This is a genomic window from Olegusella massiliensis, assembly GCF_900078545.1.
Classification (GTDB): Bacteria; Actinomycetota; Coriobacteriia; order Coriobacteriales; family Atopobiaceae; genus Olegusella; species Olegusella massiliensis.
Map to the genome: position 1 here is coordinate 718,225 of NZ_FLLS01000002.1, position 16,716 is coordinate 734,940.

14 protein-coding genes are annotated in these 16,716 nt (G+C 51.1%); 3 read left to right on the forward strand and 11 right to left on the reverse strand.

Annotation, left to right across the window (positions count from 1 at the left end):
* The first annotated feature begins 18 nt into the window (after positions 1-18).
* Entirely contained in the window at positions 19-1,188 is a 1,170-nt protein-coding gene (gene agaS, locus BN4314_RS03470; protein WP_021734688.1) for an SIS domain-containing protein, read from the forward strand.
* A 126-nt stretch (positions 1,189-1,314) separates the two neighbouring features.
* Positions 1,315-2,484 carry an N-acetylglucosamine-6-phosphate deacetylase gene (gene nagA, locus BN4314_RS03475; protein WP_021734622.1) on the forward strand — a complete coding sequence of 390 codons (1,170 nt, stop codon included), beginning with the start codon at positions 1,315-1,317 and terminating at the stop codon, positions 2,482-2,484.
* Between the two features lie 240 nt (positions 2,485-2,724).
* Here the strand turns inward: nagA and BN4314_RS03480 are convergent, their stop codons facing one another.
* Entirely contained in the window at positions 2,725-3,576 is an 852-nt protein-coding gene (locus BN4314_RS03480; RefSeq protein WP_068539806.1) for a class II fructose-bisphosphate aldolase, read from the reverse strand.
* A gap of 340 nt (positions 3,577-3,916) precedes the next feature.
* Between BN4314_RS03480 and BN4314_RS03485 the strand changes: the two genes are divergently transcribed.
* On the forward strand, positions 3,917-4,723 hold the full coding sequence (locus BN4314_RS03485) for a DeoR/GlpR family DNA-binding transcription regulator (RefSeq protein WP_068539807.1): 807 nt from the start codon (positions 3,917-3,919) through the stop codon (positions 4,721-4,723).
* Between the two features lie 83 nt (positions 4,724-4,806).
* Here the strand turns inward: BN4314_RS03485 and BN4314_RS03490 are convergent, their stop codons facing one another.
* From BN4314_RS03490 to greA, 10 genes are all read right to left on the reverse strand, one after another.
* Positions 4,807-5,406 carry an NYN domain-containing protein gene (locus tag BN4314_RS03490; RefSeq protein ID WP_232309711.1) on the reverse strand — a complete coding sequence of 200 codons (600 nt, stop codon included), beginning with the start codon at positions 5,404-5,406 and terminating at the stop codon, positions 4,807-4,809.
* Position 5,407: 1 nt separating this feature from the next.
* Complete coding sequence (rlmB, locus tag BN4314_RS03495) at positions 5,408-6,304, reverse strand: 23S rRNA (guanosine(2251)-2'-O)-methyltransferase RlmB (RefSeq protein WP_148424853.1); 897 nt, start codon at positions 6,302-6,304, stop codon at positions 5,408-5,410.
* A 39-nt stretch (positions 6,305-6,343) separates the two neighbouring features.
* Positions 6,344-7,816 carry a cysteine--tRNA ligase gene (gene cysS / locus BN4314_RS03500; RefSeq protein ID WP_068539811.1) on the reverse strand — a complete coding sequence of 491 codons (1,473 nt, stop codon included), beginning with the start codon at positions 7,814-7,816 and terminating at the stop codon, positions 6,344-6,346.
* Between the two features lie 67 nt (positions 7,817-7,883).
* Entirely contained in the window at positions 7,884-8,375 is a 492-nt protein-coding gene (gene ispF, locus BN4314_RS03505; RefSeq protein WP_068539813.1) for a 2-C-methyl-D-erythritol 2,4-cyclodiphosphate synthase, read from the reverse strand.
* Between the two features lie 42 nt (positions 8,376-8,417).
* Positions 8,418-9,221 carry a 2-C-methyl-D-erythritol 4-phosphate cytidylyltransferase gene (gene ispD / locus BN4314_RS03510; RefSeq protein WP_021734761.1) on the reverse strand — a complete coding sequence of 268 codons (804 nt, stop codon included), beginning with the start codon at positions 9,219-9,221 and terminating at the stop codon, positions 8,418-8,420.
* Positions 9,218-10,294: a DNA integrity scanning diadenylate cyclase DisA gene (gene disA, locus BN4314_RS03515; protein ID WP_021734518.1), complete on the reverse strand. Its 1,077-nt coding sequence runs from the start codon at positions 10,292-10,294 to the stop codon at positions 9,218-9,220. Before disA ends, ispD begins: the two co-directional genes overlap by 4 nt.
* Positions 10,295-10,984: 690 nt before the next feature.
* Complete coding sequence (locus BN4314_RS03520) at positions 10,985-13,603, reverse strand: ATP-dependent Clp protease ATP-binding subunit (RefSeq protein WP_068540788.1); 2,619 nt, start codon at positions 13,601-13,603, stop codon at positions 10,985-10,987.
* A gap of 230 nt (positions 13,604-13,833) precedes the next feature.
* Positions 13,834-14,427 carry an HD domain-containing protein gene (locus tag BN4314_RS03525; RefSeq protein ID WP_068539815.1) on the reverse strand — a complete coding sequence of 198 codons (594 nt, stop codon included), beginning with the start codon at positions 14,425-14,427 and terminating at the stop codon, positions 13,834-13,836.
* Between the two features lie 126 nt (positions 14,428-14,553).
* Positions 14,554-16,065, reverse strand: coding sequence for a lysine--tRNA ligase (gene lysS / locus BN4314_RS03530; protein WP_068539817.1), 1,512 nt, complete (start codon positions 16,063-16,065; stop codon positions 14,554-14,556).
* 143 nt (positions 16,066-16,208) lie between these two features.
* Positions 16,209-16,682, reverse strand: a complete 474-nt coding sequence (gene greA, locus BN4314_RS03535; RefSeq protein WP_021734488.1) for a transcription elongation factor GreA — start codon at positions 16,680-16,682, stop codon at positions 16,209-16,211.
* Positions 16,683-16,716 lie beyond the last annotated feature (34 nt).

A 16,716-nucleotide genomic window follows, 5' to 3' on the forward strand; every position in this document is an offset into this window, starting at 1 on the left:
TAAAGGAAGCGTGATTACATGTACAAAAAATCGATTGATGAGCTCATCGCTCTCGGGGCTGACATCACGACCCAAGAAATTGGGCAGCAGCCCGAACTTTGGGAAGACACGCTCTCTATTTATGACAACAACATTGAGGCTATTACCGAATTTGTTGTGAGAGCAAAGGCCCTCGGTGGAGACCGTCACACCCATGTTATCTTTGCAGGCGCCGGAACTTCTGCGTATGCGGGCGACACCCTGGTCCCTTATCTGCGCCGTCAGGGTGATAACGATGCATTTATCTTCCAAGCATTGCCAACCACCGATATTGTTTCTGCACCTCGCGATTTCCTGCGTCCTGAGGATCCTACCGTACTTGTCTCCTTTGCTCGTAGTGGCAATAGCCCCGAAAGCCTAGCAGCAGTTGAACGTGCAGGCCAGGTTGTTGAGAATATTCTCTACCTCAATATCACTTGCGCACCCGATGGTAAACTTGCCACACAGTTTGCAGAGCGTAGCGATGGTCTAACTCTGCTGATTCCTCGTGCTAACGACCGCGGTTTTGCAATGACTGGTAGCTACAGCTGCATGACTTTACTTGCTGCTCTGATTTTTGATACCTCATCTTATGAAGACAAGGCCGCTTGGATTACGCAGGCTGCCAAGATGGGTCGTGAGGTTATCGAGCGTGAAGATGAAATTTGCAATTGGCTTGAAGGTGACTTTACTCGCATCACCTATCTAGGCTCTGGCGCTCTTGGCGCAATGACTCGTGAAGCACAGCTCAAGATTTTGGAGCTAACCGCTGGAAAAATTGCAACCTCGTTTGATACTTCTATGGGCTATCGTCATGGACCCAAATCCTTTGTTAACGAAAAAACGTTGGTCTTTGACTTTGTAAGCTCCGAACCTTACACCCGTCAGTACGATCTCGATATTCTCAACGAAATTGGCGGTGATGGCATCGCGAAGCACACTGTTGCCATCCAACAGCAAAGCACAGCAAACTATACGGGCGAGTCTTTTGACTTTATAGGCGACCGTCCCCTGCCTGAGCTCTATCTGGTGCTACCCTACATCTTGTTTGCCCAGACCATTGCACTTAACACCTCAATCAAGGTTGGCAATACTCCTGATACGCCTTCTCCTACAGGCACGGTCAACCGTGTTGTGAAAGGTGTGAGCATTCATCCCTTTGAGTCCTAAGCAGCTTGCTTTTGTACCGTTTGCAGACCCGCGTTGCTTCGACTCTCACATCGGAGCCGCGGGTCTTTTACCCTAGTATGGATGTCACTAATTCCCTAGTCTCTGGCGAGACAGAAATGAGGCGTTATGAGTACCTATGCCATTTACGCTGATAAGTTTGTGCTGGCAGGAAGGCTGGTGGGGCCTGGTTATTTGCCCGTGGTTGATGGCAAATTTGGCAACTTTAGCTACGAGAAGCCTGCGTGTGAAATTTTGGACAAGACGGGCAAGTGGATTGCTCCTGGCCTCGTGGATATTCATATCCATGGTTTTTATGGTCATGCAACCACTGATATAGATGCTGATGGTATCAATGAATCCAGTCTTGGTTTAGCAAAGTTTGGTACGACGGCTTGGTGTCCAACAACTTTTACCAACCCCACAGAAACCATCGGCCGCGAGGTGGCTGCCATTGCTGAGGCCAACTGCAAGCGGGATGCCAACTTCTTGGGTGCACGCATTGCGGGTATCTTCCTCGAAGGACCCTTTTTTACTATGAAACACGTAGGTGCGCAAAATCCTGACTATCTTATTGATCCTCAATACGAGATTTTTGCCGATTGGCAAGAAAAAGCTCAGGGCCTTATAGTCCGCAGCGGCCTTGCTCCCGAGCGTGAGGGCTCGGTTGAGTATATCTCCCGTCTGTCTGCCGAGGGTGTCACCTGTGCTATTGGTCATTCTGATGCAACCTACGAACAATGTCTCAAGGCTGTTGACGCGGGCTGCACTACTTTTTTGCATACCTACAACGGAATGCGCGGTCTACACCACCGCGAGCCTGGTGTAGTAGGTGCGGCAATGACAACTCCAGATACTTTTGCTGAGGTCATTGGTGACGGTAAGCATGTGAACCCTGTCTCTATCAAGGTACTGATTGAAACCAAGGGCTGGCAACACACACCTCTTATTACCGACTGCTTGGGTTGTGGAGGCCTGCCAGAAGGTCACTATATGAGCGGCGGCCTACCCGTTGAAATGCGTGATGGCGCCTGCTATCTCACCGAGGGTCATAATGCTGGCAGTTTGGCTGGCAGCGTAGCACGCCTTATTGATGTGGTTAAAAACCTCTACGACTGGAATTTGGTCACGGCGGAACAAGCTATCCGCATGGCCTCTGAGGTTCCCGCTCGTGCAACAGGTATAGATCACAACGTGGGCTTTATCATGCCTGGTCGCAATGCTGATTTTATCGCGCTCAATCCAAACATGACGCTTGATGCCACCTATATCTCCGGCTCACTTGTTCCTGTAGAGTAGACAATGCGCTACCATGCATGGTGAGCTCGGTAGAGTATTACTGATGAAGTGAGGCACCCTCGCGTTCGCAGAATAATTCCCCCCATTCTACGCTCGCGTGCCAAAGCTCCAATGCTTCCGCATTGGAGCTTTTTTATTACGCAAGAGTTAGGTTTTCTTTACAAAGTGAGCGCCCTGTGCTGTTCCTATACAGGAACTACACAGGGCGCTACGCACAGGAGCTTCCAGCTTCCCCAAGCACTATGCCTTGTTGGTGGAGCCGAGGTTGTCCATGTGACTCATAACAACTGCTTTAATGTTTTCCATGCCCAAAGCTGCGGGCTTTTTGGGATCAAAGTTGGCTGGATTGTTTGCCATGTAATCCATATAGCCTTTGGAATAAGCCTGGCGAAGCTCGGTAGCATAGTTCACTTTGCAGATGCCATTTTGAATAGCCTCGGCAACTTGATTGTCAGGTACGCCAGAAGTGCCGTGCAGAACGAGGGGAATTTCCAAACGGCTACGAATGGCCTTGAGCACGCCCTGCTCAATATGAGGAGTGCCGTGATAAACGCCATGAGCAGTTCCCACCCCTACCGCAAGGCTCGTGCAATGGGTGCGTGCCACAAACTCCTCTGCCTCGTCGGGATCAGTATAAGGATTTTCGCCTGCGACCATAGGGCCATCGTCTTCCTTACCGCCGACTTTGCCGAGCTCTGCTTCAACAGGCAAATCAATCGCCTGGGCAATCCTAGTAACAGAAGCAGTCAAAGCGATATTGTCCTCAAAGGGAACATGGCTGCCGTCGATCATAACCGAGGTATAGCCCGCACGAATTGCCTGGGCACAACGATCAAAGCCATCCCCATGATCAAGATGCAGTGCAACGGGAACACTTGCAGCCTCGGCAGCAGTGCGTACCATGGCAACAAAGTAATCAAGACTCGCATACTTCACAGAACCAGGCGTGGTCTGCATGATAACCGGCGAGTGCTTCTCCTGCGCCGCTGCGACAACTGCCATAACAAACTCGAGATTTTCGACATTAAACGCACCAACTGCATAATGACCGGACTGTGCGTCGAGCAGCATTTGCTTGGTATCAACAAACATGGGACACCTTTCTTTTCGAAATGAGCTTGCTTTATACTTTCGTTACCGCAAGACTTGCTTGCTTATAGGTAAAATAAACAAGCAAGAAATACTGCCTGTATTCTAATAACTACGTCTATTTTAAGGGATTTTGGTTTTAATTTTTGACTACATTTATACAGGTATATAGCGTAATTTGACAATATTTGAAATGCTGTGATAGACGTTTGCTTTCCTTTGTATGCCGCGGAATAGTTTTCCGAGGTTTTTTGCCTTAACGTAAGAAAAAGAAAGCTATAAACTTATTTTGAGAAAGAAAAGCGAAAGCACATCTCCTTCATATTTGTAAAAAGGAATGCAAATGGCAGAGCAGCTCACGAAAAATACAACGTCTACGAGCCATTCTTTTGTCGAAGATCGTCGCAGCGAAATCATGAATACCCTCGAGCAAAAAGGGAAAGTCCGTGTTGATCAGCTTGCGGCACTATTCGGTGTCTCGCGCGTGACCATTCGCGGGGATCTTGATGCGCTGAGCCGCGATGGACGGCTCAAACGCACGCATGGAGGAGCAGTTGCCCTTTCAAAAACCGTAACCACTTCAATACAGGAGCAACGCATCAACGTTAATGCCGAAGCAAAACGTCGCATTGCTCTCCGGGCAGCACAGCTGGTACCTAATGGGAGCTCGATTTTGCTGGATTCTGGTACCACTGCAATCGAGCTTGTACGCGCCTTAAATAATCACAAGAATCTGACGGTGGTTACCAATGATCTCAGCGTCGCTGATTTGGTGGACCGCTCCATGCCCGCAGCTGATGTGATTTTTCTTGGTGGGCTGCTGCGCAAAGGACACCGCTATGTCAGCGGTCCTCTTACTTTGCGCTCGCTCGATTCGCTTCGCCCTGATATTGCTTTTGTATGCCCTACTGCCTTTGTTCCCCAGCGTGGGTTTATGACAAACAACCAAGCAATGGCCGCCCTCAAGGAGGCGTTTTGCCACTGTGCAGACAAGACTTATATTTTGATGGACTCCAGCAAACTCGGCGCAACGGGACTACTACGTTTTGGAGATGTCAGTGACGTCGATGCCATCGTTACCGAAGCCGACCCCGCTGGCCTCATTGCTGCTGCAGCTGAAAATGGAGGTGCCCAGCTTATCGTGGCATAGCGCTTGGACACAGCACTCTCACAGACACTCTGGCATGGTGGCCTATGCTGCTGCAAACCCCCAAACAACGGCGACAAGGCGGGTTACTCGCGCCCGAGAAGAGCGTTAAGTTTGGCACGCGTCTGAGGGTCCAAGCGGTCTTCAACAGTCATGCGAGCATGTGTACGCGCGTCGAGCTCACGTGCAACCTCATGATCAACGTGTTCCATTTCTTGCACAAGCAAAGCACTCGAAATCTTGGTAACTGACGATGCATAAGGACCCAGTCCAGCCGTCGAGCGAATTGTCCTGTCGGAAGTCACCAACGCAACATCTCTGCCCGCCCGACGCGCCTGTGAGCAATAGCGCTCAATAACTGAATCAGCACTTTCACCTTGCTCAGAAAATACAATATTGATACCAGCAGCCTTCATTATGGGGCGCTCGGGTGAGAGATTTTGTGCACCGTCATACACAATCACAGCCTCGTAGCTGCCCTGTGCATATGCAGCAACATCGGCAAGCAGAGCTTCGCGTGCACGTTCAAAAGGGTCAGCGTCAATCGAGCCACCACCTGCTGCACGCCCGCTACCACCAGCAGACATGTGTACAGGATAGCCATCCTCATCTATCAAATCTTCGTAACGGGGAGTTGCGCGTAACACGTTATAGCCATCAACAACAAGCAGGGCTTTTCTTGCCACGCTACTCAGCCTCCGAAACCCGGCGAAGCCACTCATAACACATCACAGTTGCTGCCTGCGCTACGTTAAGTGACTCAATATGTCCACGCTGAGGCAGTTTGCAGCCAAAATCACAGTGCTCCATCACGAGACGGGATACACCACTGCCCTCAGATCCCATAACTAACGCAAGACGTCCTCCCATAGGAGCAGACCACACACTATCCTCAGCATGCTCAGTTGCGGCACAGGCCCAAAAGCCCACTTCCTTAAGTTTATCAAGCACTGCTGGCAGATTGGCTACCTGCACTACAGGGATATGCATAACGGCGCCAGCAGAGGTTTTATATGCACCAACACCTACACCAGCTGCGCGCACCTTAGGGATGATGACGCCAGCAGCTCCCACAACTTCGGCAGATCGAACGATAGCACCAAGATTGCCTTGGTCAGTGACATGATCGAGTATGACGACGAGAGCGTCTTTGTCGCCAGCGCGTTCAATCACATCGGACAATGAAGCATAACGATAGGGCGCCACCTGACAAGCAATACCTTGATGTGCACCATGTGAGGACAGCGCATCGAGACGTTCGCGCGGAACTTCCTCAACAGGAATACCTGCAGCAGACAATTGCTTGACAAGACTTTCTAATGACGCATCGCCTGTAGCAACCAACGCCCGCTTTAGAGGAACCCCCGCTTTAAGTGCTTCAGCGCAGGCACGACGGCCCTCGATATAGTCTGTACCTAAGCGATGCTCGCTCGGACGACGAGCAGCTGTATGACGATTGTCGCCATGATGCTCAGGACGTCTACCACTCGCATTGCGCGTATTGACGCGCCTTGAGGCGTTCTGCTTGTCCAAACGAGACGAACCCTGACGAGCGGCTTTTCTTGGCTGCTTATTATTCAAAATCTACACCCCATCTCTAAGCGCATAGCACTAGAGAATCGATTACTTCTTTGTACGAAGACGAGCACCGGCTGACGTGTCTTCAACTACGAGCCCCAGCTCGGCAATGCCATCGCGAATGGCATCGGCGATACCCCAGTTTTTCTGAGTGCGGGCAACTTGGCGAGCAGCCAGCAGTGCTTCTGCCGCCTCAGTCGCAGAATCACCAGCATAGCCCGCCTGCTCACGCGCAAGATCGATAAGACCCGCAGGCAGCTCTTCTTCATTGCGGGAAAGCTCGATACCCAACACCTCAGCAAGCTCGATAATGGCATCGGAAGCCCGCAGTGCCAGTGCAGTCGAAATTTCAGCACCCGCAGCATCAAGATAGCTATTTGCAGCTGTAACCAGCGCAAAGATTGCCGCTAAACCACCAGCAGTGTTAAAGTCATCGTCCATTTGGATGACAAACTCACGGTGAGCCTCATCAATAGCGGCACCAAGGGTGCGATCCTGCTGGGTCAAAGTGCCATCCTGGGGAGCATTCTGTGCTGCCCAGCGTAGATTTTTAACGCACGTCTGTAAACGCTCAAGCGTCCCTACAGCACCGTCCAAGCGCTCAAAAGAAAAGTCCAACGGTGAGCGATAGTGAGTTTGCAACATCAAGAGGCGCACTGCTCCTGCAGGATACTTATCCAAAACTTCCTTGAGCGTATAGAAATTGCCCAAGCTCTTAGACATTTTTTCGCCCTCAACGCGCAACATGCCTGTATGCATCCAAGTATGGGCCAGGGGTTGACCCCAGGCACAATAGGCCTGAGCAGTCTCATTTTCGTGATGCGGAAACACCAGGTCGGCACCGCCGCCGTGGATATCAATGGGAGTACCTAAGTAATGATGAATCATTGCGCAGCACTCGGTGTGCCAGCCTGGGCGACCTTCACCCCAAGGCGATGGCCACGAGGGCTCACCTGGCTTTGCGGCCTTCCATAACGCAAAATCCAAAGGATCACGTTTGTCGGTATTTTCCTCAACACGCGCACCCACCTGCAGCTGATCAATGTTGCGACCAGACACCATACCATAGCGATTGTCACTACGTACAGAAAAGTACACGTCTCCCGATTTGACCACGTAGGCATGACCACCTTCAATCAGAGTTGAAATCATGTCTTGCATGGCAGCAATCTCGCGCGTGGCACGGGGACGAATGTCCGGATCGAGCACGCCTAAACGGTGCATTTGCTCGATAAAGGCGCAGGAATATTCCTCAGCAACCTCAGCAGCAGTGCGGCCCTGCTCATTTGCCCGATTGATAATCTTGTCATCCACATCAGTAAGGTTTTGAGCAAAGGTGACTTCATAGCCTTTGTAGGTGAGATAGCGACGAATCACGTCAAAAGCAAGGAAGGTGCGACCATTGCCAATGTGAATCTGATCGTAGACTGTAGGGCCACAGACGTACATGCGCAGCTTGCCAGGCTCGATGGTCTTGAGTTCTTCTTTACGGTGATTTTGGCTGTTGTAGACGAGCATAAAAACTCCTCGATAGTAGTCGTGTGTGCTGATTTTAACGCGCTTGTACAACGGGCGGATTCAGGACCTATTTTTCGTCAAGCAAAACCACAGCCCACGCAGCAATTCCTTCGCCTCGACCCACAAACCCCAGATGCTCGGTCGTGGTGGCCTTGACGCCCACCTGCTGCAAATTCAGATGCATCGCAGTAGCAAGACGTTCGCGCATCATCTGACGATAGGGTGCCAAGCGCGGTGCTTGGGCAGCAACCGTACAGTCCACGTCCATAATCTGCCAGCCATTGTCGAAAAGCAGAGTACACACGCGTTGGAGCAGCGCAATCGAATCTGCATCTTTATATGCCGGATCGCTATCGGGAAACATCTGTCCGATATCGTTGGCGCCTTCAATGCGAGCAGCACCAAGCAGAGCATCCATCAGGGCATGCGTTACCACATCGGCATCTGAATGTCCCGCAAGCCCACGCTCTGACTCCACGGCAGTGCCGCCTAAAATACAGGGGCGTCCTGCCGCAGCATCAGCAAAAGCATGCACATCAAAGCCATGTCCAATACGCATATATAATCCTTTCAAAGCCAACGCTAAGCCAGCTCAATCTTCTTAAAAGCCACAACCTTCTTGTGACAAGCGTTGCTCAAGGAGCGCTTCTGCCAAGAGAGCATCTTCAGGAAGCGTCACTTTGAGATTGTTCTTTCCGCAGTCTACACACGCAACACGTCCTCCTTGTCGCTCAACAAGGGACGCATCGTCAGTGCCTATAAATCCCTCCTGCGCTGCTAAGCGATATGCCTCAAGCAAGGCCTCCCGGTGAAAAATTTGAGGCGTCTGAGCGCACCAATAAAAACTTCTGTCAGGGGTCGAGATAACTGTTGTTCCTTCCACAAGCTTGAGCGTATCAATTGAAGGGGTGGCAGCAATCGCACCAACAAGCAGAGTATCTTGCTGTAGCCGATCGATGCATGCCTCGAACGCTTCGGATTGCGCAAGTGGTCGCGCCCCATCATGCACGGCGATGAGTCCGCAATGAGTGGGAACACGACTCAAGCCATGGGCCACTGACTCCTGACGAGTTGTCCCACCTTCGACATAGCAAATGGGATGAATCAGAGTAAGCGTATCTTCGATGAGATGCTGGGTCTGTGCAATATATCCTTTGGGCGTCACCACAACAAGTGAGCATACCGAGGCTGCGCGATCGGCCGCTAGGACCGACCAACACAAGATGGGCATGCCAGCAAGCGCTACATATTGCTTGCCCGCAGGGTTGCCAAAGCGCCGACCGAGCCCTCCCGCAACTATAATTGCGCAGGTAGACCTATCAACATCGCCGTCACCTTGGCGCTGCTCCTGCGCAGCGTTTGCGACCTGTGCGTCCTGCTTGCAAAGCTCATCGCAGTAACTCATACACGGTTCCCCTGCATACGCTGCAACGTATCAAGCAAAATATTGGGATTGCGCACACCTAAATCACCAACATGTTCGGGATGCGCTGCAATAGCGTCAATCAAGCGACGCAGTGATCCATACTCATTGACGAGTTTGTCAGCTACACCATCACGCACAACCGAAACATTGCTCAGCGTGCGCAGACCCAAAGATGTCACAGGCGAATCTTCACTACGATCTTCAAAGCCCAAAGCCGCAGCGACTGTCTTTGCCGAACGCATTTCTCCATTGCGCATCTCGTGGAAAGCACGACGTATCGCACGGGCATTTTCCTCGGTAGAATCAGCCGCATAGTCACGAATCATCAGGGTGTACGTCTCGTCCATGTCACCCACAAACTCATCACGCTGCATCGCAATGGTACGTCCCTCCGACCCAAGCTCCGAAATAACACCGCTCAGCTCCTGTGATTCGGTCATCAGCACTTCAAAGAGGTAGAGAACGTCAGTAACATCACGTATCGTAACGTAATCATCAAGCTCGAGGGTTGTCAGGCGAAGCAGACCATGATCAAGCCGCGTACGCGTATTTTGCATCGAGACTAGTAGTTGGTTGACCATGCCCATCAACTCGGAAACAGTGCGCATTTGAGTACCGTGGCCATCAATAAAGAATGTAACCACCTGGCGACGCTGCGACACAGAAATCACTAATGCCTTGGTCAGCAAGCTCATGCGTGCAGCTGTACGGTGACGCATGCCCGTCTCGGATGTTGGTAGAGATGGGTCGGGATTGAGGTGATAATTCGCACGCAAAATCCTTGTGAGATCCTTGTCAATTACGATGGCACCATCCATCTTTGCGAGTTCAAAGAGGCGGTTTGCCGTAAACGAGATATCAAGTTTAAAACCATCATCACCGGCAGCGATAACATTTTCTACGTCACCGATACAGATCAGTGCACCAAGATGAGCAGCAATAATCATGTCAAGCGCATGGCGAAGAGCTGTGCCGGGGGCGGCTTGACGTATTGCTTCATCAAGACGCTCAGCGGTAGTTTTTTCGTTGTCAGTTGGCGCGAGAATGTCCATGCATTACCTCCATATGCGAAGACGAGCTGCGTCGATTCTGTTCATACCCTTACTAGTATAAGACGGTCTGAGGCTCCAAACAGCGGTCTCTTCCTCTTCCCCAGTCTTCTCATGATGGCATGTAGCCGCCACTGTCTTTACTTTCGTCTTGCTGAACCCTATGCGCCCTCAACGTTCTCGTATCAGAAGATACCACCATGCTGCAAGAAAAAGATCATCATACTCAGAGACAAACTCAGGCGTTCTGGTTTTAATGCAATGGATGAGTTGACTGCCAGCTCTATCCCAAGCTGGCGTTGCATTAAATAGAAGCAGAGCGTACGAGAAATATTCATATCTGCACGAGCAGTCTGCTATGTTGATGCGAAGTGCCAAAAGCTACGTTGCGTTTCGTGCCGCTTCAAGGCAGGTGCCAAAAGCCACGTTCTACTTCACTTTTTTAGCCAAAAGCCACGTTTCATTTCACGCGAAAAAATCTACCTGGGCAAACGTCAAGCCCTTTGAAACAGAACGTGGCGTTTGACAAACGGGAGCACGACTTTTGAAATGATCTGTGGCGTTTGGCAAGCAGCTCTTGTCGAAGTAGGACGAGAGCATGTTACGTTCCGCGCGCCGATTTATCTAGATGCTCGGCACAGCAAAAAGGGACCCTGCACAAGCAGGACCCCGTTTTGCTTCATACAAAGGTGGCTATTCAGCCGATCCTTCGAGAGTACCTCCGCTTACAGGGGCGCGACCCGAAGCTCCGCCACCAGCACCAAGGTTCCAACGTTCACGGGCACGTGGCGCATCAAGATGCGTTCTCTCTTCCAGCTGAGGAATCTCACCCTGGCGCTTGGAAAAGACAATCTTTTTTTCACCGTCGACTTCAGCGGTATCGACGCAAATAATGTCACCTGCGCCGTAATTACCCTGTAGTAAAGCCTCAGCCAAAGGATCCTCGATAAGCGTCTGGATTGCACGACGTAAAGGACGGGCACCATAAATCTTGTCCGTGCCCTTAGCTGCTACAAAATCGGCCGCTGCATCACTTAGCTCAATGGACATACCCTGCCCCACCAGACGTCTGCGCAAATCGCCAACCAGCAGCTCAACAATCTGACGTAATTGCTCACTCGTGAGCGATTTGAAGACCACAATTTCGTCAACACGATTGAGGAATTCAGGACGGAAAAGCTTCTTGAGTTCAGCTTCCACACGGCTGCGAATTTCTTTATCTGACAGCCCATCGTCGCCTTGGCTCGTAAAGCCCATAGGAGACGTATGGGCAATCTCACGTGCGCCAATGTTAGAGGTCATGATGATGACCGTATTTGAGAAGTCTACCTGTCGTCCTTGGCCATCGGTGAGATGACCTTCATCAAGGATTTGAAGCAAAATATTAAAGACGTCAGGGTGGGCTTTTTCAATCTCGTCGAAAAGCACAACTGAATATGGACGACGGCGCACAGCTTTGGTAAGCTCACCACCTTCGTCATAGCCCACATATCCAGGAGGAGCGCCAACCAGCTTGGACACAGTGTGCTTCTCCATAAACTCGCTCATATCAAAGGAAATCAGCGCGTCTTCGCTGCCAAAGAGAAACTCTGCGAGCGACTTTGCCAACTCAGTTTTTCCTACACCCGAAGGTCCAAGGAAGATGAAAGAACCACCGGGCCTTCGCGGATCCTTGAGCGGCGAGCGCGAACGACGAATCGCACGGCTTACCGCACTAATTGCCTCGTCCTGACCAATAACGCGTTGATGCAAGGCATCCTCACAACGCAAGAGCTTTGCAGCCTCTGCCTCAGTGAGATTAGATACCGGCACACCCGTGATATCGGATACGACATCGGCGATAGCCTGCTCATCAACTGTGACCACATTGAGAGCTTGCTTTGCACGCCACTCTTCCTCAAGCTGATCGCGCTTGGCAGAAAGACTTTTTTCCTCATCACGCAGGCGGGCGGCCTCCTCGTACTCCTGCGCATCCGCCGCCTCATCTTTTTTTGCGGCAAGCTGCGTTAGCTCTTCATCAACGCGCGCAAGATCGGGCGGCAATGACATCTTGTGAACACGAGTACGGGCACCTGCCTCGTCAATAACATCAATCGCCTTGTCTGGCAAAAAACGATCCTGAATATAACGATTAGATAAGGTTACTGCAGCTTTGAGGGCTTTTTCCGTATAACGCACGTGATGATGTTTTTCATAGCTGCTGCGCAAACCAGAAAGGATCTCTAGCGTATCAGCAATACTGGGTTCGCCAATATAGACAGGCTGGAAGCGACGCTCAAAAGCAGAATCTTTCTCAATATGCTTGCGATATTCTTCCGCAGTAGTTGCGCCAATAACCTGAATTTCACCACGTGACAGAGGGGGTTTCATGATGGAGGCTGCGTCCATCGATCCTTCCGCTGAACCAGCGCCTAGCACTGTGTGAATCTCATCGATAAACAAAATGACATCGTCGGCAGACTCCACCTCAGCAATAACCTTCTTTAGGCGATCTTCAAACTCACCGCGGTACTTTGAGCCTGCAACCATGGCCGCCATATCAAGTGTCCAGATTTGCTTGCCACGCAAAATATCAGGCACATTGCCTGCAGCAACTAGCTGAGCAAGACCTTCAACAACAGCAGTCTTGCCAACACCAGGATCACCCAAAATAAGAGGATTGTTCTTTTGACGACGAGCCAATACCTGCATCACACGCTCGGTCTCGCGATCGCGACCAATCACGGGATCAAGCTTGCCTTCAGCAGCGAGCTTGGTAAGGTTGCGACCAAAACGTTCCAGCAGCGAATCGTCATCGTCCTCATCAGGGCGCTGACCTGCAAACATTTGTCCAAAACTCACAGGAGCAGACTGATGATGCGACTCGCGAGGTTTGTCTTTATTAACGAGTTCTGCCACCGCATTGCGTACCGCGTCAGCCGAAATACCCATACGACCCAAAGCGGTCATCGCAATACCGTCACCCTCGCTCACAATTCCCAGCAAGAGATGTTCGGTTGCGATATACGTTTGTCCATGTGCCATGGTTTCGCGATAGGCATTTTCTAGCACACGCTTTGCCCGTGGTGTAAAGGGGATGTGTCCACCGGAGCCTGGTTGCAAATCCTCGCTAGAAATCTGACGAATAGTTGCTAAAGTTTCCTCATAGGTCACATCGAGTGACGCGAGAGCCTTGGCAGCGACGCCATCGCTTTCTTTAATCAGCGCGAGCAGCAAATGCTCCGTTCCAACATACATTTTGCCCAGACGCTGAGCTTCGTCTTGGGCGAGGCTCATAACTTTCCGAGCTCGATCGGTAAATTTTTCGAACATGCTCACACTGCCCTTCTGCGCCGCCATGTGCAACACAATGCTGCTGTGATGGTAGCGTCAGCTTCTTACTGGTAGTCTGTTCACGTTTACCCACATAAGCAGCTAAGTAAACACTGTGGCGCACTTTGTATCAAAAAGACGGGTGCCATCCCTGACATCCGTCTTTTATTTCACTTCGTAGGAAAGCAGCACAGCACATACAAGCGACTGTACAGCCATACTCTGACTGCTTAGTTAAAGGCCTCACTCGTTGCTACAAGCTCCTGCTCAGCTGCAATAATGCTCGCAAACAGTTCATCGAGCGTCATGCCATTGAGTTCGGCACCATGTGCGATAACATCACGATCACAGCCAGCAGCAAATTTTTTGTTTTTGAATTTCTTCTTAAGGCTCTTAATTTCAAAATCGGTCACAGAACCCGAGGGGCGCATGCGAATACACGCATTGATTAGGCCGCTAAGCTCATCAACTGCATAAAGTACACGTTCCATCTTGAGCTCGGGTGCAGGCAGCTCAGGGTTGATGTCATAGTTGTGGGTCTGGATAGCATGTGCAAGCGCGGGGTTAGCACCCGCTTCGGCAAGCAACTCGGCCGTCTTGACCGTGTGGAGCATATCGTCTTGCCACTTCTCCCAATCAAGGTCGTGGAGCAAGCCTACCTGACCCCAAAAATCAACATTTTCAGGATCGTACTTCTCAGCGTAATAACGCATCAGGGCCTCGACCTGTTGACCATGCAAAATATGATATTCATCTTCGTTGTACTGCTTAAGAAGATCAAACGCCTGCTCGCGCGTAAGACCACTTTCAAGTTTGTCTGCCATGCTTCCCCCTTTTGCTTTGAAACCCTGTAGCTACGTTTTGTGGTAGCTACAGGGTTCTCAGATTTACTTAAGTATAAACGCAAGCGCGGAGCAGACGACACTCCTGCGCTGCATTGTTGCGGCAATTTAACGATTCTCAGGCTTCATGTGTGGGAAGAGAAGCACATCACGAATCGAAGGTTGATTAGTCAAAAGCATAACGGTGCGGTCGATACCAATGCCAATACCACCCGTAGGAGGCATACCGTACTCGAGTGCGCGCACATAGTCGTAATCGTACTCCATGGCTTCATCATCACCTGCGGCCTTTGCAGCCACCTGTGCCTGGAAGCGACCTTCCTGATCAACGGGGTCATTGAGTTCGGAGAAGGCATTGGCATACTCGTGACCAGCAATAACCAACTCAAAACGGTCGGTCAAACGCGGCTCATCATCCTTGCGCTTTGCCAGCGGTGAGACCTCAACGGGATAATCACAGACAAAGGTTGGATTGACAATCTGACTTTCGCAGAGCTCATCATAAAGAGTAAAAATGAGCTTACCAGCACCCCAGCTTGGCTCCCATTCAAGACCATTTTTCTCAAGAAGCTCACGTAGATGCTCAACGGGTGTGTCAATGCTGACCTGCTCACCTACGCGCTCGGAGACAAGTTCGTTCATGGGAGCAGAACGCCACTCACCCGAAAGATCGATGGTGTACTCACCAAAAGGAATTTGCTCACTCTCGTTAACAGCGGCGTTGCCCGCCTTAATGAAGCCCTCCGCAAGGCGCTTCATCCCCTCAAGATCATTGTAGGCGCAATAGGCCTCCATGCTGGTGAACTCGGGGTTATGGGTGAGGTCCATACCTTCATTGCGGAACTGACGGCCCATCTCCCAAACGCGCTCCATACCACCTACAATGAGTCGCTTGAGATGGAGTTCGGTAGCAATACGCAGGTAAACTTCCTGATCCAGCGCATTGAAATGTGTAGTAAAAGGACGAGCGTTAGCGCCACCGAGGGTCTCCTGCAAGATGGGCGTCTCAACCTCGAGGTAGCCCTGCTCCAACATATAACTGCGGAAGGCAGACAGGATGCGCGAGCGCTTGACAAAAACATCTTTTACCTCGGGGTTCATGATGAGGTCTACGTAACGCTGGCGATAACGAACTTCCTTGTCGGTAAGACCGTGGAACTTCTCAGGCAGCGGACGACAAGCCTTAGAAAGAATCGTGATATTGGTCGGCGAGACAGAGAGCTGGCCACGACGAGTACGCACTACGGTGCCGGTCGCCTCAATGACATCGCCCAAGTCGAGCATGTCGAGGATGCCCCACTTATCCTCGCCCAGCACATTAATGCGGCAAAATAGCTGCATTTGACCCGTGCAATCCTCGATCACGATGAAGGAAACTTTACCCTGCCCACGCTTTGCTCGAATGCGACCACCAAGGGTCACCACGTCATCTGTGTCGCCGCCATCTTCAAGATCAACATAACGCTTTTCAAGCTCAGCGGCATGCGCGGTGACATGACTTTGAATGGGATAGGGATTGATACCCTGATCCAGAAGAGTCTGACGTCGTGCGCGACGTTGAGCTCTCTCGTCGTTTACGGATGGGGCAGCTTGTTGGGTGGTGGCGTCCTGCTCTGCCATGTGAGCGTTCCTCTCGTAAAAATAAAGGCCCACCTGCGTAGTGTGTGCAGGTTCAAAGGCCTTAGCTTTAGCTATAACGCAGTATATAACGCGCCACCAGCCCAAGTCCATGAGCTGCCAGCGCGTGAAGATGCGGCGATGTTTTAGCGAGTAATGTTGGTAATGGTGAGGTCACGTGTCTTACCAGAGGGGGTAACGTAGCTAATCTTGTCACCCACAAGATGACCCATACTAGCTGCACCGACAGGGGATTCGTTGGAAATCTTATTCTCAAGGGAGTCAGTCTCGGTGGTGCCAACGATGGTAAAAGCAACCTTTTTGCCCTTGGAATCTTCGAACTCGACTGTGCAGCCCAGCGATACAGACAGCTCACCAGCGCCTATCTCAACCACACGAGCAGTCGAAAGAATCTGACGAATCTCGTTAATACGAGCTGCGTTTTTTGCCTGCTCTTCCTTAGCGGCATCATACTCAGCATTCTCGGAAAGGTCTCCTTGCGCGCGAGCCTCCTTGATTGCCTCAATAATCTCGGTGTTCTTGTCGCCCTCGCGATACTCGAGCTCCTCAACCAACTTATTGCGGCCCTCGGGAGTGAGCGTCATCTCAGTCTTTGCCATGTGCTGCCTTCTATATGTCGAAATGGGTGGTACT

Excerpts from the sequence above, each read along its gene's own strand:
- BN4314_RS03520 (WP_068540788.1), bottom strand. The coding sequence starts at position 13,603 with ATGTTCGAAAAATTTACCGATCGAGCTCGGAAAGTTATGAGCCTCGCC.
- BN4314_RS03485 (WP_068539807.1), top strand. The coding sequence starts at position 3,917 with ATGGCAGAGCAGCTCACGAAAAATACAACGTCTACGAGCCATTCTTTT.
- disA (WP_021734518.1), bottom strand. The coding sequence starts at position 10,294 with ATGGACATTCTCGCGCCAACTGACAACGAAAAAACTACCGCTGAGCGT.
- greA (WP_021734488.1), bottom strand. The coding sequence starts at position 16,682 with ATGGCAAAGACTGAGATGACGCTCACTCCCGAGGGCCGCAATAAGTTG.
- BN4314_RS03480 (WP_068539806.1), bottom strand. The coding sequence starts at position 3,576 with ATGTTTGTTGATACCAAGCAAATGCTGCTCGACGCACAGTCCGGTCAT.
- ispF (WP_068539813.1), bottom strand. The coding sequence starts at position 8,375 with ATGCGTATTGGACATGGCTTTGATGTGCATGCTTTTGCTGATGCTGCG.
- agaS (WP_021734688.1), top strand. The coding sequence starts at position 19 with ATGTACAAAAAATCGATTGATGAGCTCATCGCTCTCGGGGCTGACATC.
- nagA (WP_021734622.1), top strand. The coding sequence starts at position 1,315 with ATGAGTACCTATGCCATTTACGCTGATAAGTTTGTGCTGGCAGGAAGG.
- BN4314_RS03525 (WP_068539815.1), bottom strand. The coding sequence starts at position 14,427 with ATGGCAGACAAACTTGAAAGTGGTCTTACGCGCGAGCAGGCGTTTGAT.
- lysS (WP_068539817.1), bottom strand. The coding sequence starts at position 16,065 with ATGGCAGAGCAGGACGCCACCACCCAACAAGCTGCCCCATCCGTAAAC.
- ispD (WP_021734761.1), bottom strand. The coding sequence starts at position 9,221 with ATGAGTTACTGCGATGAGCTTTGCAAGCAGGACGCACAGGTCGCAAAC.
- cysS (WP_068539811.1), bottom strand. The coding sequence starts at position 7,816 with ATGCTCGTCTACAACAGCCAAAATCACCGTAAAGAAGAACTCAAGACC.